Raw genomic sequence first — 22,763 nt, forward strand, 5'->3', positions numbered from 1 at the left:
GGGGCGAGCGATGATGCCCCATGCGAGTCCGGGGCGCCGCCGAGTGAGGTTGCGGAGTGGGCAGCGGATCTGATCGAGGATCGCCAATGCCGGGGGATGCGCGTTCTCAGGCCGACCCCTATCGGCGCGGCTTCGACGAGGCCGGAATCGGTCTCGTCATCCTCGATTGCGGCACGGAGCGCATCCTCGACGCCAACCCATTCCTGACGACTCTCCTCGGATACGATGCGGGAAGCCTGACGGGCCGACCCGTGACGATGCTCGGAGACGGTCCCGACCTGCTCTCCGCCGGCATCCGGAGATGGATCACCGCGATCGGGAGCCCCCTCGACGTCCGCATCAGAACATCGCCCTCATCCGATACCGCTGCCCTCCGCACCCTGGTGGTGGAGCGGGTAGACACCGACGAGATCGTCCACTCGGAGGAGAACCGCTCGGCCCTCACCGCCGCCGGGCTCGGGGAATGGCGCCTCGATCTCGCGGACGGGCTCCTCAGGCTATCGCGGCGGGCGGCCCATATCCTCGGCTCCCCTCCCGGCGCATCGCTGACCTGGACGCAGCTGTCCGACCTGATGGATGCGCCCGAGGCGGAGAAGGTGAAGACGACGATCCGCGCGGCGATCCGCGATCGTGCCCCCTTCGCCATCGAGGCACGCCTGCGCCGTGCGGGCGACGGCGTCGAGGTCAGGATCAGCGCGAGGGGTCAGGCAATCGCCGCCACGGGCGACCGGACTGGGATCGTGGTGGGGGTGCTGCAGGACGTGACGACGCGGGTGGGGGCCCGCGACGCCCTGCGCGAGAGCGAGGAGCGCCTGCGCATCGCCACGTCGCTCGCGGAACTCGGCATCTTCGAATGGCATATGCTCGACGATCAGGCCGTCTGGGAGAACGAGCGCATGTTCGAGATCTTCGGGCGTCGTTCCGAAGAAGGGGCTCTCGGCAAGCGCGAGTTCCTCAGCACCGTCCTCCATCCCGACGACCGCCCCGCGTTCCGCCGGGCGATCTCGACAGCTTTGCGCGAAGATTCCACCCTGCAGGCCAGCGGCCGTATCCAGCGCGCGCATGACGGCGCCTGGCGCATCATCGACATGGCCGGACGTTTCGAAAGCGATGCCCCCGATCGTCTCCCCCGCAGGCTCATCGGCGTCGTCGCCGACGTGACCGAACGCAGGATCGCCGAGGAGCGGCAGGCCCTGCTGATCCGCGAGTTGCACCACCGGGTGAAGAACACTCTGGCGACCGTCCAGGCCATCGTCGGCTCGACCGCCCGCACGGCATCGAGCATCGAGAGTTTCTACGAGGCCTTCGTCGGGCGGATCATGTCGCTCGCCCACACCCATTCCGTCCTCACCGAGGATACCTGGCAGACTGCCTCCCTGCGCAACCTCCTTGAGAACGAGCTCAGGCCCTATGGCGACGGCGCCTCGGACGGACCGGGGGCGAGGCGGGTCGTCCTCGACGGGCCGCCTGTGGACCTCGCCTCCGAGATCGCGGTCCCCATCGGCATGGCGATCCACGAACTGACCACCAACGCGGCGAAACACGGCGCTCTCTCGACGCAGGAGGGCCGGGTCGCCATCGTCTGGAGCGTCACCGAGGATGCGGCCGGGAAAACCTTGCATCTCGACTGGTCGGAATCCGATGGGCCGCCCGTGCGGCCGCCCACCCGCCAGGGCTTCGGCTCACGCCTGCTGCAGCGGGTGCTCACGGCGCAGGTCCGCGCCGACATCGCGGCGAGCTATCCCCCCGAAGGGTTTCGCCTGGCGATGACGGCGCCGCTTCCCGCCCGGACAGAGGGGCTGAACCCGCTGGCTTGATAGGGCTTCACGCCGCTCCGCGGGCGGCACCCTCCTCGCCGCCCGCCTCGACGAAAGCCTTGAGCTCGTCGAGGGAGTCGAAGGTGAACTGGCCGCGCGGCGTATCCGCCTCGATGGAGCCGTTCGAATACATCACGTAGGTGTTGCCACCGGACGCGTAGGTGCCCACCACGGCAAGACCGCCCTTGGCTGTACTCACGGCCGGATCGGCTTCCTCGGGTGGCGATGGGACCGGCGCGGGCTCCGGCTCGTCGACGACCGACGATCGCAGGCCCAGGGGCTCCTCCCGATCGGCCTCGCGAGGCGGAGATGGCGGCACCGCGACGGGCGTGGGGCGGGCATCTGCAACAATGGGCGCGGGCTCCGGTGCCGGAATGACCGTATCGACCATGGCCGTCGGCTTGACCGCCCGAGGCGGCTTGTTCGGCTTGATCCGGCGCGCCGGTGCGGCCTCGGAATCTGGTTCGACCGCACGGATCGGGATCTGCCGGCTGTCCTCCGCGGGAAGAGGAGGCGGTTCGGGCAGGAGATCCGGCAGGAGCGGCGACGCCGGATCGCTGCCGAGTGGCAAGGCGGGCGCGGGATCGGCGGCGAAAAGCGGCGGCGATACGAGCCTCGGCTCGGCGAGCCCCGCCGCGCTCGGGCGATGCCGTCCAGGGGATACTGGCTCCTCCGCGACATCGGCCGCGTCGAGCCCCGGCGGCTCGATCCGGCCCCGTGCCTCGAATACCGAGGGATCGACGCCAAGCCCGGCCCCCTGCTCCAGCACGGCGCGCTCCAGGCGCTTCAGGTAGGTGGCCACCACGGCCAGCCCGAGGAGGAGCGCTCCGGACGAGGCCGTCGCGGCACCCGCGATGGTCATCGTCCATCCGCTTTCTAGCCTGACATAGGGAAAGCCCTGGACGACGGAGGCAATGCCGCCGACGATCATGACGACGGCGAGCGCGAACAGCGCGAGGATCATGGAACTCTCTAAACAACGCCTGCACATCAGAAGTGCGGCGCGCACAGTAAGGCTCGGCCCAGGTTTTGCAAAATCGATCCGCAGGGAATTCCTCGTTCGCCGTTCGAGGCCGGACGCCCGTTGCCCTTGGCGGAGGACCGACTTAGGTACGAACGCGTTGGAGAGCAGACGGTGTACCCCTCGCATCCCTCGGAGCGAGCCTCACCCCCACTGCGCCATCAGACCCGGGAGACCTGCCGATGACCTTCACCCTGCCCGAACTGCCCTACGCCTACGACGCGCTCGGCCCCTACATGTCGAAGGAGACCCTCGAGTTCCACCACGACAAGCACCACAAGGCCTATGTCGATACCGGCAACAAGCTGCTCGAAGGCACGGGTCTCGAAGGCAAGACTGTCGAGGAGATCGTCACGGCGTCCTACGGCACCAACCAGCCGCTGTTCAACAATGCCGGCCAGCACTTCAACCACCTCCATTTCTGGAACTGGATGAAGCCAAATGGCGGCGGCGCGGCCCCGGCGGCCCTGGCCGCGAAGATCGATGAGGATCTCGGCGGCTTCGACAAGTTCAAAGCGGACTTCATCCAGGCGGGCGTCGGCCAGTTCGGCTCGGGCTGGGCCTGGCTCGCGGTCAAGGACGGCAAGCTCGCGATCCTGAAGACCCCCAACGGCGAGAACCCGCTGGTGCACGGTGCCAAACCGATCCTCGGCGTCGACGTGTGGGAGCACTCCTACTACATCGACTATCGCAACCGCCGCCCCGACTACCTCAAGGCGTTCATCGAGAATCTGGTGAACTGGGAATACGTCGAGAAGCTCTACGGCGAAGCCTCGAAGTAACGTCCCGTTTCCTTGTCGCGCCGCGGGTCTTCGGGCTCGCGGCGTTGTCTTGCGCAACTGCCTGCATCCATCGGGCCTGACGAAACCGTCGGAGCGCGGCTCTCCTCCCCCTTGTGGGGAGGAGCTGGAGGTGGGGGTGGTGGGGCGACCCGTTGTGGAGCTCGGCGGAACCACCCCCACCCTCGCTCCCTCCCCGGAAGGGGGAGGGAATAACGCGCATCGGCGAAGCGTTCTGTTTCCCTCTCTCCGGTCGATTCGCATGATCCGCAGCATCCTCTCCGTCGGCGGCTGGACGCTGGTCTCCCGCGTCACCGGCTTTGCCCGCGACGTGGTGATGGCGGCCGTGCTCGGGGCGGGCCCGGTGGCCGATGCCTTCGTCGTCGCCTTCCGGCTGCCGAACCACTTCCGCGCCATCTTCGGCGAGGGGGCGTTCAACACCGCCTTCGTCCCGGCCTATGCCGGCCTTTCCGAGACCGGCGAGGCGAGCGCAGCCAGGCGTTTCGCCACCCGCGTGTTCACGCTGCTGCTGCTGACGCAGATCGTGCTGCTGGCCGTCGCCTGGTCGGCGATGCCGTGGGTGGTGCGTGCCCTGGCACCCGGCTTCTCGGACGATCCCCTCCGCTTCGATCTCGCCGTCTCGCTGACGCGGATCACCTTCCCCTACCTCCTCTTCATCACCCTGGTGACGCTGCTGTCGGGCATCCTCAATGCCCATCGCCGCTTCGCCGTGGCGGCGGGAGCGCCGGTCCTTCTGAACCTGTCGATGCTGGTCGCCCTGGCGCTGGCGGGATTCTTCCCGAATGCCGCCTATGCCGCCGCCTGGGGCGTCTCGATCTCGGGCGTGCTGCAATTCGGTCTCGTCTGGCTCGCCTGCCGGCGCGCGGACGTCGCGCCGGCGCTTGGGGCACCGACCCTGCGCGATCCGGCGATGACGCGTTTCTTCAAGGTGCTCGGCCCGGCGGTGATCGGCGCGGCCGGGTTCCAGATCGCCTCCTTCGCCGACACGATCATCGCGAGTTTCCTGCCCACCGGCGCAGTGTCGGCCCTCTACTACGCCGACCGGCTGTACCAGTTGCCCTTCGGCGTCATAGCGATCGCGGCCGGGACGGTGCTGCTCCCGGAGATGAGCCGGCGGATCGCCAAGGGCGATGTGGCGGGGGCGCATGCGGCCCAGAACCGGGCGGCGGGCTTTTCCCTGGCCCTGTCGGCCCCCTTCACCATTGCCTTCCTCACCCTGCCGGGCCTGATGATGACGGCCCTGTTCCAGCGCGGGGCCTTCGGCGCCGAGGATGCCGCACGCGCCGCCTCGGTGCTCGCCGCCTACGGTCTCGCCCTGCCCGCCGTGGTGCTGGTGCGCAGCGCGGTGGCGAGCTTTTACGCGCGCCAGGACACGATGACGCCGCTCATCGCCTCGCTGGCCTCCATCGCCCTCAACGTCGCGCTCAAGATCATGCTCACCGGCCCCTATGGGGTGACCGGATTGGCGCTCGCTACCGCCTTCAGCCAGTGGCTGAACCTCGCGCTCCTCGTGGGGCTCGCCTGGCGCCGGGGCTGGACTGCGCCGAGCCGAGGCCTCGGCATTACCGTCATCGGCGTGGTCGTCGCCTGCACCGCCCTCGCCGCCACGGCGATCTATGGCCTCCCGATCGTGGAACGGTCGGTACCGGCCCTGCCGCATTTCCGCGAGATCGTGGTGCTCGGGCTTCTCGGGCTCTTCGGTGCCCTCGTCTACGCGGCCCTGTTGTTGGGAACCCTGCGGGCCTTCGGCCTGCGCCTGCGCCGGGCTTGATCCTCTCGGATCAGCAGCCCTGGCAGATCCCGTTCAGGACGCGGTCCAGCCGCTTCTGCCGCTCGGTCCGCTCATTGGGATCGACGATGGGGGCGCCGGCAGCACCCGGCGGAACGGTCTGGCCCGTGGTCGACGTATGGGGCGCCGTGACGGTGGTTTCAGGTCCGCCCCCTGTCCCGGTGACGGCGGCCCGGGCCTCGGGCAGGCCCGCAAGGAATGACAGACCGAGAATGGCAGCGAGCACGCGATGGTGACGTCCCGATCCCGCCGAACTCTTATATCGCCTCTGCATCAACCTTCTCCGCCTCGTATCGCCGGCACGCCCGCTTGGCCCATGTTTCGGGCTTGCGCGCCTCTTCCGGCATCGAAACCCGAAACCGGCGTTAAGTCGCGGAAGTTCCAGAATTAAATTGCTGGCGATGTGCGGATTAATGTCGTGCCATCGCCCGATGATGCCGCTCCGATCGGGCGCGATCCTCCGGCTGCGGCAGTCTCACTGCCCTGCCCGCCCCCGCATCGAGGCCGGCTGGCCAGGCAGGCTCAGCCTGAACCCCGTATCGTGAACCGCATCTCCCTCGACACGATAGACACCGATGCTCCGGTCCACGTAGTTGCCGATATAGACATGCGCGCCGGAGGGACTGAAGGCGATGCCCTGCGTCACCGCTCCCGCCTCGGCCTCTCCCGTGCGGCGGACGATCCCCGACGGATCGATGGTGAGCAGCGCCACCGCCCCGGTCGGGGTGTAGCCGGGGCCACTCGCAGGCGCGCTCGATCCGCGCACCACGGCCACCGCCGCATGCCGGCCATCCGGCGAAATCGCCAGGGTCTCCGGCGTGTCGCCGATGCCGAGATGATCGGTCACCACCGGGCGCGGCGCATCGGCCCGGATCACGCTGACGCTGTCGGCATGGCCGTCACTGGGCTCAGGGCCGGTATTGGCGGTCAGCACCAAACGCCCGTCGGGCGTGACCTCCAGGCCATAGATGCCGGGACCGACGGGAAGGTCGAGGGCCGAATCGTAGGTGGCTTTGGCGCCATCGAGGGCGAGAACCCCCACCTTGGCGGCCTTGTTCTTGGCGACGTATGCGCGACGTCCGTCCGGGGCGATGGCCACCGCCGCCGCCTCGTCGCCCACATCCACGGTGGACACGGCACGTACGCTCGTTCCCGCGATCGACAGGACGGTGACGCTGCGGCCTTCGCGGTTGGCGACGAGGGCGAGGTTCCCCGTCCGCGCTATGGCGAGGCCCGAGGGCTGGCGCCCGACGCGGATCGTCTCCACCGGACGCGGCGGGTCGGCGAGGAGGTCGATCACGTGGAGCCGGTCGTCGGCTTGCGCGTACCAGGCCTCGCCCTCCTGCCGCATGAGCACCGAACTCGCCACCAGTCCCAGCCGCCCGTCCGGGGTGATCTGCAGATTGGTGGGCGGCCCGTAGACGGAATTGTCGAGGGGCAGAACATGGGCGAGGCGGGGGCGGGCCTCGTCACTCACATCGACGATAGCCAGCGCATCGCGGCCATTGGGGCCGTTCCGGCCACCCTCGGGCGGGAAGAAGGTCTTTCCGTCGAGCCCGACCAAGAGGAAGGGCGGGGCGTCGGCGGCGCAGGCGGGCGCGAGGCCGAGCAACCCCGCCAGCAGGCATCCGAACAGGCGCATCGTTCTTCCTCCAGTCGGCGGTAGCCCCCTCGAGGCGGGGAGATCAATCGCGGCCGAGCGCCCTGCGTATCAGCCGCTTGGCATCCTCGCCGCCCCAATCCGCCGGTCCCTTCATCACGCCGAGGATGCAGCCCTTGACGTCCACCAGCATCGTGGTGGGCAGGCCCAGCGAGCCGGTCGCCTTCTGCATTGCCGGCAGCACCCGCCCGCCGGGATCGGCATAGTAGGCGAGATTCACGATGCCGTTCTCCTTCAGCCATTGCAGCGGCTTCTCGAGATTGCGCGTGTCGACATTGATCGCTGCAATGGTGAAGTCCGTCCCCCCCAGCGTCTGCTCGAGCCGGTCGAGGGCCGGCATCTCGGCCTTGCAGGGGGCGCACCATGTCGCCCACAGGTTCACCAGCGCGAGGCGGCCCTGCAACTGGGCGAGGGTCCGGTCGGTGCCGTCCGGTCCCTTGAACACGAGGTCCGGCGCCAGGCGCGGAACCTTCGAGACCTCCATGGCCGCCACTTCGCCACGGGCATGGGGGGCGATGCGCGCGATCGTCTCGACGGCGCCACGGCACGGCTCGGCCACCGTCTCGCTGTTGCCGCCGGTCGGACGCGTCCCGTATACGACGAGACCGCCCGCGATCAGGACGGCGACGACGGCTCCCGCAGCCAGGGTCGCCTTGGCTCCGGGCATCATCGTTGCGTCGCCCGACGGGTGGATGGGGCGGCGGAGAGGAACAGTGTCGACATGAGCAACCGGATGTGGGGCGGGCGCTTCGCGAGCGGCCCCGCCGAGATCATGGAGGAGATCAACGCCTCCATCGGATTCGACAAGCGCCTCGCACCCCAGGATATCCGCGGCTCGCTGGCGCATGTGGCGATGCTGGGCAAGTCAGGCATCCTGCCATCCGCCGATGTGGCGGCGATCGAGGACGGTCTCAAGACCGTGCGCGCGGAAATCGAGGGCGGTGGTTTCGTGTTCAAGCGCGAGCTCGAGGACATCCACATGTCCGTCGAGAGCCGGCTCACCGAGATCGTCGGCCCCACCGCCGGGCGCCTGCACACCGCGCGCTCGCGCAACGACCAGGTCGCCACCGACATGAAGCTCTGGGTGCGCGACACCCTCGACAGCCTCGACGAGCAGGCCGCCGGCCTGCAGCGGGCCCTGGCCGAGAAGGCGCTGGCCCATGCGGCGACCGTGATGCCCGGCTTCACCCATCTGCAATCGGCCCAGCCCGTCACGTTCGGCCACCATTGCCTCGCCTATGTGGAGATGCTGGCCCGCGACCGCGGGCGCTTTCGCGATGCCCGTGCCCGCTTGAACGAGTGCCCGCTCGGGGCCGCGGCACTGGCCGGCACCTCCTTCCCCATCGACCGTCACGCCACGGCGCAAGCGCTCGGCTTCGACCGGCCCACCGCCAACTCCCTCGACTCGGTGGCCGACCGCGACTTCGCGCTGGAATCCCTCTCCGCCGCCTCGATCTGCGCCGTGCACCTGTCGCGCTTCGCCGAGGAACTGGTGGTCTGGACCTCGGCGCAGTTCAACTTCGTCAGGCTGTCGGACGGCTATACCACCGGCTCGTCGATCATGCCGCAGAAGCGCAACCCGGATGCGGCCGAGCTCGTGCGGGCCAAGTCCGGCCGCGTCATCGGCGCGCTCACCGGCCTGCTCATCGTGATGAAGGGCCTGCCGCTGGCCTATTCGAAGGACATGCAGGAGGACAAGGAAGGTACGTTCGACGCACTCCAGGCGCTCTCCCTGTGTCTCGCCGCCATGACCGGCATGGTGCGCGACCTGAAGCCCAACGCCGACGTACTCGCCCGCGCCGCCGGCTCCGGCTACGCCACCGCCACCGACCTCGCCGATTGGCTGGTGCGCGAACTCGGCCTGCCGTTCCGCGAAGCGCACCACGTCACCGGCCGCCTCGTCGGCGCCGCCTCGGCCAGGGACATCGGGCTGGAGGAGCTATCCCTCTCCGAGATGCAGGAGGCAGAGCCCAGGATCACCGATGCGGTCTATGCGGTGCTGGGCGTGGAGAACTCGGTCTCCAGCCGCACCAGCTACGGCGGCACCGCTCCGGACAACGTCCGGACGCAGGCCACGCGCTGGCTGGCGCTGCTCGACGCGCCCTCCGGAGCGGCGTGATTCACAGGGCGACAAAAAAGCTCGGCCGCAGCGGATGCGTTCACGGTCGAGCTATGTGATCCTGCCTAAAGCTCGGACCAAGCACGCCGGAGATGTCGATGCCCGTCGAGAGTTGGATGAACCCCGAAGAGACCGCCGCCCTCGCGGCGGACGCCACCACCGTGATCGATTCCGTCCTCGCCCGCCTGCCGGAGTCCGACCGGGCGGCGTTCTGGGCATCGATCCGCAAATGCTACAACACGCCCTACAACGACCCGAAGCCCCGCGCCCTTCCGGTCCGCGACGTGATGGAAGCGACAGTCACCACCTCGCATGTGCCGGCCTCCATCGCCGATCCGTCGACGGTCGGTGTGGCGATCGCCGAGCCGCCTCAGGTGGAGGTGGCGATGGGTGCCATCCTCGCCGGAGCGACCTTCGGACCGGAGGCGCACCCGGCTTGAACCGTCCCCGCATGCGGGGCTCATGCGCGCGGATCTGATGCTCGATCAGGCCCGACGGGATGCCGCCCGATGCTATCCCGCCGCAATTCCGGACAATTTTGCGGCATGTGTCGACACCACGACGAACGCCGCCGATCCGCCGCTGCCGACGCAGGTCCGCCGCGCGCGCGGCCGGCGGCCTTTCTTTCGTATTCGAGAACCTGAACACGATGCTGCATCCTCTCCGCCGCCTTCTCGTCGTCAGCGCCACAGCGGCTATCCTGTCGACCCTCGGCCCGGCCCCTATCACCGGCCCCTCATCGGCCATGGCGCAGCAAGAGGCGGCCGCCGAGACCGAGGCTCCGGCGAAATCCCGGGGACGCGGGCGGGAGAGAAAGAAGGCGGTGAGCGCACCGGGCATGCAGCAGGCGACGCCGGTGGCGATCTTCGGGGACTGGAACGTCTTCGCAAACGGCCAGGGCAAGTCGCGCACCTGCTACGCCATCGCCCAGCCGCAGACCCGTTCGCCGAAGACCCTCAAGCGTGACACCGCCTACCTGTTCGTGACCATCCGCAAGGGGGACAACGTCCAGAACGAGGTCGCGGTGATGTTCGGCTTCCCGCCCAAACCGGCCGCCAGCCAGGCAAAGGCCAACGCCACCGCCGCCTCTGACCCAACCCTGAGTCTCGGCAGTTCGCAATACGGCCTTGTGGTGAAGGATGAGAATGCCTGGCTGCAGAATCCGTCCGAGGAAGCCCGCCTCGTCGGCGAGATGGCCAAACTGGCCAAGGTCCAGGTCAAGACGGTGTCCATGCGCGGCACCTCCACCAGCGACGAGTACGCGCTGGCGGGCTTCGGCGACGCGATGAAGCGCGCCCGCGAGGAGTGCAAGTAAGGGCACCTTCCGCGATACGCCGAGCCGCCGTCACGGGAAGCCGGCGCAGCGGCGTCAGGGGCCGCCAAGCGCCGCCCGCGTGAGCGCGTCGGCCCCAATATCGTCGGTGCCGTTCATGCCCAGGGTCTCGATCAGCCGGCCACGGGCGCGGCTGACACGACTCTTCATCGTCCCCACGGCGACGCCACAGATCTCGGCGGCCTCCTCGTAGGTGAAGCTCTGAGCGCCCACGAGGACGAGGGCCTCGCGCTGGCTCAGCGGCAGGAGGTCGAGGGCGGCCTGAAACTCGCGCATCTCCACCCGGATCTCCTGCTCGGGCAGGCTGGTCAGCCGCGCGGCATGGGCACCGTCGGCATCCTCGACCTCGCGCTTGCGCTTGCGCTGCTCGGAATAGAACAGGTTGCGCAGGATGGTGAACAGCCACGCCGTCAGGTTCGTGCCGCGGGCGAAGCTGTCCGCTTTGGTCCAGGCTCGCACCAGCGTGTCCTGAACCAGGTCGTCGCTGCGGTCGAGATCATAGGTCAGCGAATAAGCGAACGCTCTGAGGGCCGGGATCGCACCGAGCAGGAGATCGCGCATTTCGGAATCGGCGCCGGCGGGCGTTCCGATAGGATGGAGGAGGCTGGTCATCATGAGATCTCCCGCGAAGCAGGCTTGGCCGACAGTTCGGCGAGGAGGACCTCGAACCGGTCGGGCAGCGGCAGATTGAGGACGTCGCCGTAGAGGATACGGAGGTTTCGTCCGATCCGGCGCCGGGACTCCGTGTCCATGCCGGCTCGGTTCACGCCGGCTCGGGCGCCAACCGGGCCGGGGGCGGCCAAGGCTGCTTCGGGAGACGACGCTTCGCCGCCATCGGTGTGGAAACCGGAGGCCCGTTTCCCCGCGTCCAGCTCCTCGAAAGGGCCGTGGATATCGCTGGCGTCGATCGTCATGGCTCTCCACCGTTATGTCGGTGTCGGTCCTAGTGGCGAGCGCTTTAACGCGTTCTGAAAAATGTATTCATAAATCTTTAAGCTTGTAAAAGCAGCGTCTCTGTCGTGAATTGATATATCGAAGGACGAATTGTTACCACGACGCACCCGACCAAGCTGAGCCGTTGATCCACCCTACATTTGCAAAGCTGCACGGACGCTGAACGAAAACGATGACGCGCGCAGACACCGTGGAATCCGATCCCCGAACGCCGGAGGTTGACCGCCTCGGCCGTGGACGAGCGGGGCATGGATCGCGTCCTCCGAAACCGAACGGAAATATGGACGCACGGCGCCGGATGCGCCCTGGACATCGAACCGCAGATGCCGCACCGCGCGGCGTAACCTGCCGCGCCGGGTAATTTCACCCGATCCCCGGTGGTATGGCTCGCCGCGGCCGTCCGTCTGCCCCATAAGGCGAGCGGAAGACCCGAGCCACGAGGACGAATCTTGACCGTCACCCAGCTGACCCACCACGACCTCGACGGCTACGGCGCGTCGACCATCGTCGGTGCCTTCCTCGACGTGTCGCGGATCGTCCATATCCCGCGCTATGCCGATGTCGGCCCGGTGGTCGACGCGGAATTGAAGCGGCTCTCCCGCGTCCCGGCGCCCGAATGCCTGATCATGACGGATCTCGGGCTGGAGGCCGTCGCCGTCACCTTCATCACCCGGTTCACCGCCATGAACCTGCGTCGCGACGAGGCCGTGCGGCACCGGCTGATCGTGCTCGACCACCATGCCTCGTCCCTCGACCAGCTGCGCGAGCAGGGCCTGACCCTCGCGCCCGTGCCGGAGAGACCCGGCCTCACCAAAGTCGAACTCTCCGACCCGAACGTGGTCGTCCTCATCGACGAGGACCGCTGCGCCACCCGCCTCGCCTACGAGCATCGGGAGCTTTACGCCTCGCGCGAGGTGGAGGGCGAGACGACCGAGGAACTCGAGACCCTGGTGGCCGCCGTCGATGCCCTCGACCTGTGGAAGAAGGAGCGCCCGACTTTCCGGGGCGGTCTCGCCCTGGACGAGATCTTCTGGGACAACGTCGCGACCCTGATCCCGGTGGGCCATCCCTGGCATGACCGCTTCATCAGCGCGTTGCTGCGAGCAGTCTCCGCCCTGCTGCGCGAGGGCGCATCGCCGGCCCGTGTCGAGGCGGAGATCGCCGCGACCCGGCGTCGCCTCGTGGATGCGCTCCTGGCCGACGAGCCCCAGGACGACCCAACCCTCACCACCCGCATGCGGATGGCCAGGGCGCTCGCCCGGTCGGATGCCCTGTTCCAGCGGCTCTCGGATGGCACGCTGCTGTCCTTCGGCCTCGATTCGGGCATGTTCCAGCGCGTGTCCGACCTCGTGATGGAGGGAGGCAGGGCAACCCGCGTGGTCAATGTCCAGCGCACGGGTTCGCTGTCGTTCCGCTCGAACAACGAGACGGCGCTGGACGGTGCCCGCAAGTTCCGTGGCGGCGGCCACAAGGATGCGGCCGGCGGCAAGCTGAATGCCGGATCGGCCTTTTCCCTGGCCGATGCCGTGGCTCAGGTCGAGCCGGTGCTCAACCCGCCCCAGCCCGATCCGGCATCCAGCCCCTTCGCGGCGCTCAAGGCCTGGAAGGGCTGATCCCGCCCCGTCAGGCGACCTTGCCCGTGGTCAGGACGCTCCGGGCCGCCGCCAGCACCTCCTCGCTGAGCTCATCGTCGTCGATGGCGCGGGCCAGGGCGACGGCTCCGATCATGAGCGACAGGCTCGCGAGGGCCCGCTGCCGCCGCCGCTTCGCCAGGGCCGTGGGAAGCAGGCCCGTCATGCGCTCGATCAGGTCGCGGGCACCGTGGAGGAACCGCGCCCGCAGCGGAGAACCGGGCGCTTCGCGCGACACGTCGTTGACCATGGCAGCCAGCGGACAGCCGACCCCCGGATTTCGAACGTGCCCGAGGGTCAGGTAACCGGCCATCCATCCGTCGAGATCATCGGGGCGCCAGTTCTGGTTGGCGGCCAGGTCGAAAGCCTCGACCGCCAGCGCCTCCTTGCTGGCAAACTGGCCGTAGAAGCCGCCATGCGTCAGACCCGCCGAGGCCATGATATCGGCGACGCCGACGCCGTGCAGCCCGCGCTCGCGGAACAGGGCGGCAGCCACCTCGACGACCCGCTGCCGGTTCAGCTTGGCCTGCGCCTGTGAGACCTTCGGCACGGTGAGATCCTCCTGCGTGACCTCCCGATATATAGATGTTCACCCTCATGCAAAAGAGACATCGTGACACCCCCCCGGGACAGACGATGAGGGTTGGGCCTCCCCCTCCGTCCCGCAGGCTCAGCGCACCCGAGGCAGGATCTGCTCGGCGAAGCGCCGCATCTCGGCCTCGAACGGCTGGAACTGCAGCATGAACAGGTCGATACCGGCGTCATGAAAGGCGCGGATGCGCGTGGCGACGGTTTCGTAGCTGCCCACGAGCCCGGCCGCCGTGCCGCCATTGGTGCCGACATGCTGGGTCGCTGCCGCATCGGTCTTGGCGAACATCACGCTCGCCGTGTCGGTTCGGGCTCTCGTGGCATTCCGTAGCCCCTCGTCGCGCCGGGCCAAGCCTAAGAGCCGGGCATGCTCGGCCTGCGCCTCGGCATCCGTCTCGCGGGCGATCACGAAGGCCGAGAGGCCGTAGCGCAGCGGTGCGTTGGCGGCGGGCCGGCGCGCCACATCCGCGACCAGGGCTGTGACATCGTCGAGGGGCTGTCCGTTGATGAACCAGACATCCGCCCGCTCCGCCGCCAGGGCGCGGGCCGGCTCGGATTCACCGCCGAGATAGATCGTGGGCCGCGGCCGGAAGGTCCCGGCCGGGCGCAACTGATAATCCTCGACCTGGAAATGCCGGCCCGCATGGGTCACGCGCTCGCCCCGCATCAGGCGGTCGACGAGGCCGATCCATTCCTGGCCATAGGCATAGCGGTCGTCATGGGCCGGAAAGGGCAGGCCCGCGCGCTCGAACTCGGCCTTGTTCCAGGCATTCACGAGGTTGAGGGCGAAGCGGCCCTCGCTCACATGCTCGATCTGCAGGGCCATCTTGGCGAGCACGACGGGATGGTAGAGCCCTGGCTTGATCGCCGCGATGATCTCGATCCGCCTCGTCAGGGCGGCGAGGGAAGCGGAGGCGGTCCAGGCTTCCAGTTGGTCGCGCTCGTCATCGTAAGGGTTCGCCGTGTGCTGGGCGACCAGGACCGAGTCGAAGCCCAGTGCCTCGGCCTCCAACACCAGGGCCCGGTTACGGGTCCAGCTGGCATCGTCCGGCTCGTCCGGATCGTGGTGGGACGCGCGCGAGCCGTGGACGGCCGCCCAGATCCCGAAGCGAGGTGCGTCACTCATGGGCCTCACCCAACCCGCCCAACGGGCGGGGTCGATGAACGCCGGTCGCTCCAGTGGACGAAACACTTGCCGGCATGGGCCGGCGGCGGCAAGGCGGCGCCCGACCCGGCCCGCGGCGTGTCGTCGGTCATCATCGTCTCCAGATTGGGAAAGCGTGTCCGGCAAGGAACGAGACCTAGCTCAAGCCGTGACGAAAGCTTGGTCTCGACTGCTGATCATCAACCCGTCCGATGAAGGATCACGTCGACGTGCCATGTCTTAGCGAGATGAGTTGCGCGTTCGCAAGAAAACACTTTTTTGAATTTCAGTGCTTTTGCGGACGAATGTTTCCCCGCCTCTTGCCGGCAAACCGGCGACGCTTCGTGTCGTCGAGAGGAGCAGAGCGGTCGCCCGGCCTCCGGTTGATCAGACAGAATGGGCTCGACTTTCGTAACATCGATGATTATTTGGAATCAATCGACTACCCCTCGAACATATGATCGATATAATGACATCATATCAATAAATTATCATATTTTTATATTTATCATAAATATAAATTCGCCGTAAAAATATAAAAAATATCTCAGATCTGATGTTAGACTTGAAGCAGAGACAGAGCTCCAAACAACACCGCCCCGATCAAGACAACTTCCATCACAACTCGACAGACTAAAATGGCCTTGATGGCCAGATGATCGGCAAAATGACGACTTGAATCGGGCAAATGCCCTTTGTCGAAATGCTGCATTGCGAATATCGCCCCGACGCGAAATTACTAATTCAATCTTAGCAATCCATATACCATTCCGAAGCCTTTTAAAGACACGGCGAAAATACACGAACAAGTTGAAAAAACAGATCTTGCGCCCGAAAGGTGCACAATGTCACCTCAGCACGAGGCGAATGCATCATTTTATCTTGGCATCACAATGAGCATCACGAGATCAATATTAGCTACAGGCAGCCATTCAATCATAGAGTGATAGAGAGCGCAGATATGCGATCTTCAAATTATAACTCCGCCCGTGATCGACACAGCACGCAACCAGACAAGTACCGTCATCATGCTGAGGCAACCCGGTAACGATGTATTCGTGCGCCCCATGGGCCAAGAACGAACGATTCAGACTCTCCGACATCACACCGTGAGAGGCCATTGGCCTGGCGTTGATTGCGGGTACGGGGTCGGGGCGTAATCGATGGGTGCGAATACTGTTACGGCGGCGGACGATAGGCTCGTAGGGGTAGGTCAGGAGACAGACGGTCTTCCGTTTCCACGCTTCTGGGCGCGGGTTTGGGCGCGGCGACGGGAGCCGTGGGCGCGAGAGCGGGCGCGGTATCAGTAATGTACCGCGGTGCCCCGGCGGCGGGACCGGCCGGCAGGGGCACGGTGGCGGTGCCGGCGGCGGGCTGTGGAACAGTTGGGACGCTGCGCTCCAAGCTCGGCGGCTGTGGCTCACGCCGGTTGTCCTCGGCCCTCTGAGCCCGCGTGCTCGGCCGCTCCATGGCTCCGGGGGGCTGCGGATCCGCCTTTGCCGGCTTCTCGACCGCTTTCGCGGCCTGGGCGGAGGGACGCTCGCGCCGCACCTTGGGCGCTGGACGGCTCGACACGCGCGCGCCACCGCCATCTCGTCCGGCGCCGATGGAAAGATGCATGCGTTCAACGCCGGAGACGAGATCCGCCAGGGTCGCGGTGGCCGTCCGGCACAGGCTGACCCGAAGGGACGCCGCGCGCTCGGTACTGCCGCCGAAGAGGCTGTCGGGAGCCGATCGCCCGCCCGACCGTGGAGCGAGGTCGATCCATTGCCAGGCGTAGAGGCAGTTGCTGCCCACCGCGAGGCCCACCGGGCCGTAGGCGTTCCGCTTGGGCACGGTGGAGACGCGCATGCTTTCCCCGGGGAATCGCGCCAGAAGCTCCGCGGCGATGCCGAGGCGGCTCGGCTTTCCCATGGACAGAGTCGGGCCGAAGCGAGCGCCCGTATCGGTACCGTTGCGAACGCTGATTTCGGCGTAGTTGCGCGCCCCCCCGGCATAGGTGACGCGCTGGGCGTAGCCATCGCGAAACGCGGTTTGCGCCACATCCGCGATGCGGCCCGCGCCGGGGATCTCGATCACGGACTCCGCCAGGGCCGCCCGCGTCGTGAACACCAACGGCAGGAGGATCAAGGCGGCGAAAACGCCGGATCGCGGGGCGGCTAAGGGCCGATTGGAGCGGATCATGGACGTTGCATCGAGCTCGGCGCGGTGTCGGGGTTATCGTAGCCGCGGTTGACGGCCTGAGAATTGGGCAAAGTAAAGCGGTCCGTCTCCGACGCCGCCCGCTCCTGCGGGGCACGGCTTCGCGCGGCCTGCTGCGCTCGCCATAGGGTGCCCTCGCCCGGCTCCGACAGGGTGGAAGGACGCTCGGAACCGTCATAGCCCGGCATCAGGTTGAAGCCATAGCTCTCATAGGGCATCGGCCCCGCTCCCGACACCCGGCGCGCCACGAGCGGCATGGTCTTCGACGCGGGCGGCTCGGGCAGGAAGGCCCCGTCCTGCCGATCCGCGACCACCCGCGCCAGGGAGGGGGGAGCGTAGCGCAGGGGGTTCTCCGCCGGCACCGCGAGGGGGAACTCGCTGCGCTGGACCGGCAGCGGCTTCGCCTGGCCGTCCCCCGACGAATCCGGTTTGGGCACCCGGCCATAGGCGGCGGTGTTCCGGGCGGGCGCGGTGGGGGGGACGGAGGCGGCAGGTGCCGGGCGCCCGCCCTGGGGCGGGGACGCGTCCGCGGTCGCCGCGCAGGCCAGGGGCGGTCCGGCCGGTCCCTCGCGGAACACCAGGTCCACCACCTTCGGGAACAGGCCGTCATAGCGGTTGACGAGGGTGAGGTAGTCCTGCTTCCGCTTGAGGCGCTGCAGCGACAGGGCGTAGCCGGACACGGCGGATTCGCTCGGAAGCCAGGCTACCGCGTGCTGGAACCACTCGAGGGCGGCCTCGAACTGGCAGGAATTATAGGCGTACCAGCCCAGGGCCTCGGCCCCCTCCCCCGACGCCGTGGCCAGGGTCACTTTGGCGTAGCGGTTGATCCGGTCGAGGTCGATGAAGCTCGGATTGGCCTGGGTGAGCTTGCGGCCCATGAGGTCGATGAACAGGATGCTGTTGCCGACATACTTGTCCCGCCAGGCATAGGCGACTTCTTCGGCCTCCCGCAGCATCCCGAGTTCGCGCAGGGTATGGGCGAGGCCGTGGGCGATCATGGCATCGCCGCCACGGCTGATCGCGAGCTTGAACCAGTCGAGCGCCGCCCGGAACTGGCGGTGGTTGTAGGTGTACCAGCCGAGCAATCCGGTCTGACTCGAATCGCCGGAGGCGCGGGCATAGGCCTGGAACGCGGCCATGTCCGCCGGGCTCGGCTCCTGGGCCGGAGCGCCGTGGAGATCGGCGACGATGCGGGCGCGGGTGATGTCGTTGGAGATCGCCTTGAACTCGGAACCTCCCTCGGCATCGGTGCGGCCCATGGCGACGAGCTTCTCCGCCATGGTCATCGGCAGGGTGGCCATCGCCTTCTGGATCGTCGCAAGCCGCACGCCGGTGTCGTTGCTGGCGTCCAGCACGGACTTGTAGAGGGCCAGGGCCTCGGCGGTGCCCCCCTCGGAGGCCAGGGCCTCCGCCGTCGTCCAGTAGCTCTCCACGTCGCTGGGATCGAGGGCGGAGGGGTCCGCCCGGTAGAGGGCCACGATGTCCGCCGTCTTGTGCGCGGCGGTCAGGGCCTTCAGGCGGCTGCGAAAGCTGGCCCGCAGGAGCTTGCGCGACAGCTCGTCGGACGGGCGCCAGTTCGGGTCCGCCGCGCGCCGGGCCGCGATCGCCGCGTCGAGGTCGTCGAAACGCCCGGCGGTGAACAGGTCCCAGAGCGGCGCCTCTTCCGGCGGGCTCGGCTGGAGGGTGTCGAGGTCGGTGGGCTCGACCCAGCCGGGATAGAGCTGCTTCAGCCGGGCAGCCTCGGCGTTCATCCGAGCCGTCTGCTTCTGCGACGCGTAGTAGCGCAGAGCGCTCTCGTCGACCATGCCGGCGGCGCCGGAACTGCCGGGCGCGGCGGTGATCGCGGGCGCCCGCGCCGCCTCGTCCGGGTTCTCGGTCTGCGCCGCCACCGGAGCGACGAGACACAACCCGGCGAGGGAGGCGCCGCACAGCAGTGCCAGCCGTCGCGGGCGCGCCATCGCAGAAGCGCTGGCCGGCCTTTCCCTCACGCGGATCACCGTGCCGGACATGACAGGTTCCTCATCTGCAGCGCCACCATCGACAGGAGGTGCAGCGTCGTCGGGTAATAGTTCTCGCCGGCCTGTGGCCGTCCGAACCCGTCGGGCAGCGGCGTGCCCTTCCTGTCGCACAGGAGAAGCGCCGACAGGGCAGTGTAGCCGCTCTCGCTCAAGGACTCGACCGTCCGGCCGTCGGCGGTATCGACGATGGGCAGACGCTCGCGGTCGGGGCCCGACCAGAGGGCGACGAAAGGCTCGTAATCGGCGGGGCGCCCGACTCCCGCCCAGACCATGTAGAGCGGGATGCGGATGGCGTTGTAGGAAAACAGCGGCGGGAAGCCGTCCGCCGGATGCGGCTCCTCTCCTTTGAGGGAGATCCACTCGGTCGGCAGTTTCGCCGTGCCGAAGCGGGAGCGGCGGATCAGGTTGAGGCCGCTGGCGGTCAGAGCCGCCCAGTCGAATTCGGGGGCCACGATGGGGAGGCGGGCGAAGGCCGGGAACACCCAGTAGGAGAGGTTGATCAGCGGTCCGTCCGCGCGCTCCGCGGCGGAGAAACCGGAGACCGCCGGTAGCAGCAGGGCGCCGTTCCTGTCCTTGAACAGGATGGTCTTGCGTGCGACCTCCACGGCCATGCGCCGCGCGGCCACCCGGTACGAGGCCTCGTCCCAGGCCTCGGCCGCCTCGGTGAGGGCCCAGGCGACGAGGACATCGCCGTCGGAAGCATTGTTGAGATCGGCCACGGCCGGCCGTTTGCCGGGCTCCCAGCGCCAGGCCATCAACTCGTCGGAGCGAACCATCAGGTTGGCGCGGGTCCATCCCCACAGCCGTTCAAAAGTGACCCTGTCATTGGCGGCCACGGCGAGGAGCATGCCGTAGCCCTGCCCTTCGCTGTGGCTGATCATGCCGTTGGCGGTGTCCACCACCCGGCCCGCCTCGGTGATGAAGCGGGACCGGTAGGAGCGCCAGACATCGGGGTTCTTCAAGGAATCGGCGAGGGCCGTCGCCCTGGAGGCTCCGGGCATGGCATCGCCTTTCGCGTTGGGGGCACCGGGGATCGCGGTGGCGGGCGGGACCGGCGAGGCGCCGTCCTGCGCCCTCGCGGGACCGATCCAGGGGCTCGCGACGGCGAGCGCGGCGCCGAGCGCAAGGCCCAGTATGGGATGCAGGGTGCGGGTCATCCGTTCTTCCGGCCGATATTGCGCACCAGCGATGTCGTCGCCAGGCCGAGGAGCAGGGCGAGGCCAAGGGTGAGGGCCACGTAGATCGCCGGGTTCATCGAGAGCCAGCCGGCGGTGACGAGGCGGATGTTGGAGAGGGAGCGGGTCTTCGTCTCGATGATGTCGACGTTCCGGGGGCCCACCGTCTCGAGGGAGCCGTCGGATGCATCGAGGAATGCGAAGCGCCCGTCGATCCGCGACCAGACCTCGGGATCCACGAGGCAGGCCGTCGAGGCCTTGAGCAGCAGGGCGTTGGGGGCGGTGACCACGGTGACCGACCCATCGAAGCCGCTCTGCACCGCCGCCTTCGACGGAAAGCCCTGGGCCATGAGCAGGCTGGCGCCGGAAGGGACGGTGACGGTGGCGGGCGTCGATGGCCCCGCGCTGAACAACGCGCGGGGATCGCCGATGAGGGTGCCGATCAGGGCACCGGCCCGCTCGACCACGCCGTCCGCCGCTTCGAGGATGGGATGGCGCGCACGCAGGGTCTCGTCCCACTTGGTCACGAGATCACCGTCCGACAGCCTGGCCTGGGGGGCGCGCCGCGTCTCTGCGGCGGGGGGCGCGGCGGGGATCGAGACCGGCGCCGGGCGCAGGATCAGTTCGGGAAGGCTGCAGCGCGGCGGCAGGTTGCGGCGAAGCCGGTCCAGCGTCGGCGCCGGCACCGAGCCGGACTGACCGGGAGCCCGCGCCGTCTCCGCCCGCGCCTGCCAGATCGCCTTGATCTGGTCCGGGTCGAGGCCGAGCCCCGAGAGGGTGGCGGGGGACAGGGAGCGCACCGGGCCGACGACCAGGGTCGGCCCGGAGGAGCCGCCCTGCATGTCGCCGGCGAGTTCGAAGTCGATCATCCGCCCGGCGGCGCCCGCCAGCCTGGCGGCGAGGGTCGCGGCGGCGGCCACCGTGTCCTTGTCGAGGGTCGGCAGAACCAGGCGCGGACGGCGCTCGGACTTCACGAAGGCCAGGGCTCCGCTCGTCGTCGCAGCGAGGTCGGGGATCCTGGCCGCGCGCGCCAAAGTGGGGATCGACAGGCTCGCGCGGTCGAGGATCAGGAACCGCTCCCGCTTCGAATCCATGGCGTTGAGGCCGCAGGTCTCGTCCGCCGGGGTGGGAACCTGGGCCATGATCGCCACCCGGTTGAGGCCCGGACGCCACCTCGCGAGGGGCAGCGGGATCGTGTTGTTCTCGAACACCTCGCCGCGGGTCTGGGCCAGGGGCACGCTGGCGGCATTGCTGCCGTTGAGATCCACGAGGATGCGGGCTTCCGAGGTCAGGCCGGACGCGTAGGCGCCCGCCAGGTTCAGCATGACCTTGCCGTAGTCGGCGGGCAGGAAGTCCGAAGGCAGGTAGACGTCGAAGGCGGTGCGCAGGAGCCGCCCCGAGAATTCGCGGGTCGAGACGCCGAGGCTCTGCAGCGAGACCGTCTCGTCCCCCTCCATGACGGTACCGCGCGCCAGGGACGCAGCCTTCAGGCCGGCCGGGGTGCCGTAGACCTCGCCTCCCCGCGCCAGGGTGGCGATGGCTTCCTCGATCTCGGCATAGCTGGTGCCACTGACGACGAGGGTCGGCGCCCTGTCGGCGCGCGGCGGGAGCACCACCAGCCTCGGCCCGCCGGTGGCGCCGATCGATTCGAGATCGGGCATCTCCCGCAGTTCCGCCGCCGTCCCGACGATGAGGTTGAGGCCGGCCCGGCCCGACATGGGCGGGCCGAACTCGACCACCGGCCGGGCGATACGGCCGATGAGACCCACCGCCTCCACGGCGTGGATCATGCGCTCGAGCCGGGGCAGGTTCGGCTTGTCGTTCGCCACCACCCGGACCGGCAGGGCACCGCTGTCGTCGGGCTCGAGGGCGGGGAGATCCTTGAGTTCGAGGCTGGCCGCTGCGACCGGCGCGACGACGAGGCCGGACCGCGACGGGTCGATCTGCGTCCAGAGTTCGTAGGTGGCGTTGAGCGAGCAATCGACCCGGTGGCGCTGACTCGCCTGCAGGGAGACAGAATTGTAGCCGAGCTTGAGGCTCCCCTCCGGTATCTCGAACTCCACCACCTTCACCGCGCCCGGCGCCTGGATGCTGGTGCGGCCGACCACCGCGCCGTTGACGCTCACGGTCAGTTCCGAGGCTTCCGGCGCCACCGAGATCGCCGACAGGTAGGAGATGCGCAGGCGCGGACGGCCCCGCGTCTGTGCTTCCGTCAGATAGACGGGAAAGCGCAGAGTCGCCTCCTCGCCCTCCATCCGGAACCCGTCGGTGGTGGCCGCCAGACGCCGCGCCGGCGCGATCCTGGCGGCGGGCGTGTCGCGCCGGGCCTCCTCCGGCGGGGCGCTGGCGCGGGGCGGTGGGGCGTCGGGGCGGCGCATGGCATCGCCGACGGGGGGCACCGAGAAGCGCTCGGTCGGCCCCGATCCGAGAAAGCTCTGGGCTTGGCTCGCCGGCACCTGCACGAGGAGGCCGAGGGCGGTGAGGCAGGCGAGGACGCGAACGGACGGCATTG

General features: G+C 68.4%; 19 protein-coding genes. 7 read left to right on the forward strand and 12 right to left on the reverse strand.

All coding sequences use genetic code 11. The features are described 5' to 3' along the window. Positions 1-86: 86 nt before the first annotated feature. Positions 87-1,817 carry an HWE histidine kinase domain-containing protein gene (locus K368_RS0102680; protein ID WP_027171046.1) on the forward strand — a complete coding sequence of 577 codons (1,731 nt, stop codon included), beginning with the start codon at positions 87-89 and terminating at the stop codon, positions 1,815-1,817. 7 nt (positions 1,818-1,824) lie between these two features. Here K368_RS0102680 and K368_RS0102685 read toward each other — a convergent pair whose 3' ends face one another. After that, on the reverse strand, positions 1,825-2,781 hold the full coding sequence (locus K368_RS0102685) for a hypothetical protein (RefSeq protein ID WP_027171047.1): 957 nt from the start codon (positions 2,779-2,781) through the stop codon (positions 1,825-1,827). A gap of 239 nt (positions 2,782-3,020) precedes the next feature. Here K368_RS0102685 and K368_RS0102690 point away from each other — a divergent pair, with 239 nt between their 5' ends. After that, entirely contained in the window at positions 3,021-3,620 is a 600-nt protein-coding gene (locus K368_RS0102690) for a superoxide dismutase (protein WP_027171048.1), read from the forward strand. 259 nt (positions 3,621-3,879) lie between these two features. Continuing rightward, positions 3,880-5,409, forward strand: a complete 1,530-nt coding sequence (murJ, locus tag K368_RS0102695; RefSeq protein WP_027171049.1) for a murein biosynthesis integral membrane protein MurJ — start codon at positions 3,880-3,882, stop codon at positions 5,407-5,409. A gap of 10 nt (positions 5,410-5,419) precedes the next feature. Here the strand turns inward: murJ and K368_RS0102700 are convergent, their stop codons facing one another. From K368_RS0102700 to K368_RS0102710, 3 genes are all read right to left on the reverse strand, one after another. After that, positions 5,420-5,701 carry a hypothetical protein gene (locus K368_RS0102700; protein WP_051439726.1) on the reverse strand — a complete coding sequence of 94 codons (282 nt, stop codon included), beginning with the start codon at positions 5,699-5,701 and terminating at the stop codon, positions 5,420-5,422. 201 nt (positions 5,702-5,902) lie between these two features. Then, positions 5,903-7,069, reverse strand: coding sequence for a YncE family protein (locus K368_RS0102705; protein WP_027171051.1), 1,167 nt, complete (start codon positions 7,067-7,069; stop codon positions 5,903-5,905). A gap of 43 nt (positions 7,070-7,112) precedes the next feature. Then, positions 7,113-7,754, reverse strand: a complete 642-nt coding sequence (locus tag K368_RS0102710; protein ID WP_027171052.1) for a TlpA disulfide reductase family protein — start codon at positions 7,752-7,754, stop codon at positions 7,113-7,115. 54 nt (positions 7,755-7,808) lie between these two features. Between K368_RS0102710 and argH the strand changes: the two genes are divergently transcribed. From argH to K368_RS0102725, 3 genes are all read left to right on the forward strand, one after another. Next, entirely contained in the window at positions 7,809-9,206 is a 1,398-nt protein-coding gene (gene argH, locus K368_RS0102715; RefSeq protein WP_027171053.1) for an argininosuccinate lyase, read from the forward strand. A gap of 98 nt (positions 9,207-9,304) precedes the next feature. Beyond that, complete coding sequence (locus tag K368_RS0102720) at positions 9,305-9,646, forward strand: hypothetical protein (protein WP_027171054.1); 342 nt, start codon at positions 9,305-9,307, stop codon at positions 9,644-9,646. 209 nt (positions 9,647-9,855) lie between these two features. Beyond that, positions 9,856-10,521, forward strand: a complete 666-nt coding sequence (locus K368_RS0102725; RefSeq protein WP_027171055.1) for a hypothetical protein — start codon at positions 9,856-9,858, stop codon at positions 10,519-10,521. Between the two features lie 54 nt (positions 10,522-10,575). Here K368_RS0102725 and K368_RS0102730 read toward each other — a convergent pair whose 3' ends face one another. Then, the gene (locus K368_RS0102730; protein ID WP_027171056.1) at positions 10,576-11,151 is read right to left on the reverse strand and encodes a sigma-70 family RNA polymerase sigma factor; all 576 of its coding nucleotides are present in this window, start codon (positions 11,149-11,151) and stop codon (positions 10,576-10,578) included. After that, positions 11,151-11,453 (reverse strand): NepR family anti-sigma factor, encoded by a 303-nt coding sequence (locus K368_RS27240; RefSeq protein WP_036265912.1) that lies wholly within the window; start codon positions 11,451-11,453, stop codon positions 11,151-11,153. Before K368_RS27240 ends, K368_RS0102730 begins: the two co-directional genes overlap by 1 nt. Before the next feature lie 489 nt (positions 11,454-11,942). On the opposite strand from K368_RS27240, the gene K368_RS0102745 reads away from it, so the two are divergent. Continuing rightward, positions 11,943-13,106 carry a dimethylmenaquinone methyltransferase gene (locus K368_RS0102745; protein WP_027171057.1) on the forward strand — a complete coding sequence of 388 codons (1,164 nt, stop codon included), beginning with the start codon at positions 11,943-11,945 and terminating at the stop codon, positions 13,104-13,106. 10 nt (positions 13,107-13,116) lie between these two features. Here K368_RS0102745 and K368_RS0102750 read toward each other — a convergent pair whose 3' ends face one another. From K368_RS0102750 to K368_RS0102775, 6 genes are all read right to left on the reverse strand, one after another. Then, positions 13,117-13,674, reverse strand: coding sequence for a TetR/AcrR family transcriptional regulator (locus tag K368_RS0102750; protein WP_027171058.1), 558 nt, complete (start codon positions 13,672-13,674; stop codon positions 13,117-13,119). Between the two features lie 120 nt (positions 13,675-13,794). Beyond that, a complete protein-coding gene (locus K368_RS0102755) occupies positions 13,795-14,838 on the reverse strand; it encodes an LLM class flavin-dependent oxidoreductase (RefSeq protein ID WP_027171059.1) in 1,044 nt (347 codons plus the stop codon). A 1,197-nt stretch (positions 14,839-16,035) separates the two neighbouring features. Beyond that, on the reverse strand, positions 16,036-17,040 hold the full coding sequence (gene bcsN, locus K368_RS0102760; protein WP_027171060.1) for a cellulose biosynthesis protein BcsN: 1,005 nt from the start codon (positions 17,038-17,040) through the stop codon (positions 16,036-16,038). Next, the gene (locus tag K368_RS0102765) at positions 17,037-19,067 is read right to left on the reverse strand and encodes a hypothetical protein (RefSeq protein WP_027171061.1); all 2,031 of its coding nucleotides are present in this window, start codon (positions 19,065-19,067) and stop codon (positions 17,037-17,039) included. Before K368_RS0102765 ends, bcsN begins: the two co-directional genes overlap by 4 nt. Continuing rightward, the gene (locus K368_RS0102770; RefSeq protein ID WP_027171062.1) at positions 19,052-20,233 is read right to left on the reverse strand and encodes a glycosyl hydrolase family 8; all 1,182 of its coding nucleotides are present in this window, start codon (positions 20,231-20,233) and stop codon (positions 19,052-19,054) included. Before K368_RS0102770 ends, K368_RS0102765 begins: the two co-directional genes overlap by 16 nt. Beyond that, the gene (locus K368_RS0102775) at positions 20,230-22,761 is read right to left on the reverse strand and encodes a cellulose biosynthesis cyclic di-GMP-binding regulatory protein BcsB (protein WP_051439727.1); all 2,532 of its coding nucleotides are present in this window, start codon (positions 22,759-22,761) and stop codon (positions 20,230-20,232) included. Before K368_RS0102775 ends, K368_RS0102770 begins: the two co-directional genes overlap by 4 nt. Between the last annotated feature and the right edge of the window lie 2 nt (positions 22,762-22,763).

This window comes from Methylobacterium sp. 10, from assembly GCF_000519085.1.
Lineage (GTDB): Bacteria > Pseudomonadota > Alphaproteobacteria > Rhizobiales > Beijerinckiaceae > Methylobacterium.

Bases quoted from the DNA above. Each gene is read 5' to 3' on its own strand.
- K368_RS0102680 (WP_027171046.1), top strand. From the start codon at position 87: ATGCCGGGGGATGCGCGTTCTCAGGCCGACCCCTATCGGCGCGGCTTC.
- K368_RS0102685 (WP_027171047.1), bottom strand. From the start codon at position 2,781: ATGATCCTCGCGCTGTTCGCGCTCGCCGTCGTCATGATCGTCGGCGGC.
- K368_RS0102690 (WP_027171048.1), top strand. From the start codon at position 3,021: ATGACCTTCACCCTGCCCGAACTGCCCTACGCCTACGACGCGCTCGGC.
- murJ (WP_027171049.1), top strand. From the start codon at position 3,880: ATGATCCGCAGCATCCTCTCCGTCGGCGGCTGGACGCTGGTCTCCCGC.
- K368_RS0102700 (WP_051439726.1), bottom strand. From the start codon at position 5,701: ATGCAGAGGCGATATAAGAGTTCGGCGGGATCGGGACGTCACCATCGC.
- K368_RS0102705 (WP_027171051.1), bottom strand. From the start codon at position 7,069: ATGCGCCTGTTCGGATGCCTGCTGGCGGGGTTGCTCGGCCTCGCGCCC.
- K368_RS0102710 (WP_027171052.1), bottom strand. From the start codon at position 7,754: ATGCCCGGAGCCAAGGCGACCCTGGCTGCGGGAGCCGTCGTCGCCGTC.
- argH (WP_027171053.1), top strand. From the start codon at position 7,809: ATGAGCAACCGGATGTGGGGCGGGCGCTTCGCGAGCGGCCCCGCCGAG.
- K368_RS0102720 (WP_027171054.1), top strand. From the start codon at position 9,305: ATGCCCGTCGAGAGTTGGATGAACCCCGAAGAGACCGCCGCCCTCGCG.
- K368_RS0102725 (WP_027171055.1), top strand. From the start codon at position 9,856: ATGCTGCATCCTCTCCGCCGCCTTCTCGTCGTCAGCGCCACAGCGGCT.
- K368_RS0102730 (WP_027171056.1), bottom strand. From the start codon at position 11,151: ATGACCAGCCTCCTCCATCCTATCGGAACGCCCGCCGGCGCCGATTCC.
- K368_RS27240 (WP_036265912.1), bottom strand. From the start codon at position 11,453: ATGACGATCGACGCCAGCGATATCCACGGCCCTTTCGAGGAGCTGGAC.
- K368_RS0102755 (WP_027171059.1), bottom strand. From the start codon at position 14,838: ATGAGTGACGCACCTCGCTTCGGGATCTGGGCGGCCGTCCACGGCTCG.
- bcsN (WP_027171060.1), bottom strand. From the start codon at position 17,040: ATGATCCGCTCCAATCGGCCCTTAGCCGCCCCGCGATCCGGCGTTTTC.
- K368_RS0102765 (WP_027171061.1), bottom strand. From the start codon at position 19,067: ATGTCCGGCACGGTGATCCGCGTGAGGGAAAGGCCGGCCAGCGCTTCT.
- K368_RS0102770 (WP_027171062.1), bottom strand. From the start codon at position 20,233: ATGACCCGCACCCTGCATCCCATACTGGGCCTTGCGCTCGGCGCCGCG.
- K368_RS0102775 (WP_051439727.1), bottom strand. From the start codon at position 22,761: ATGCCGTCCGTTCGCGTCCTCGCCTGCCTCACCGCCCTCGGCCTCCTC.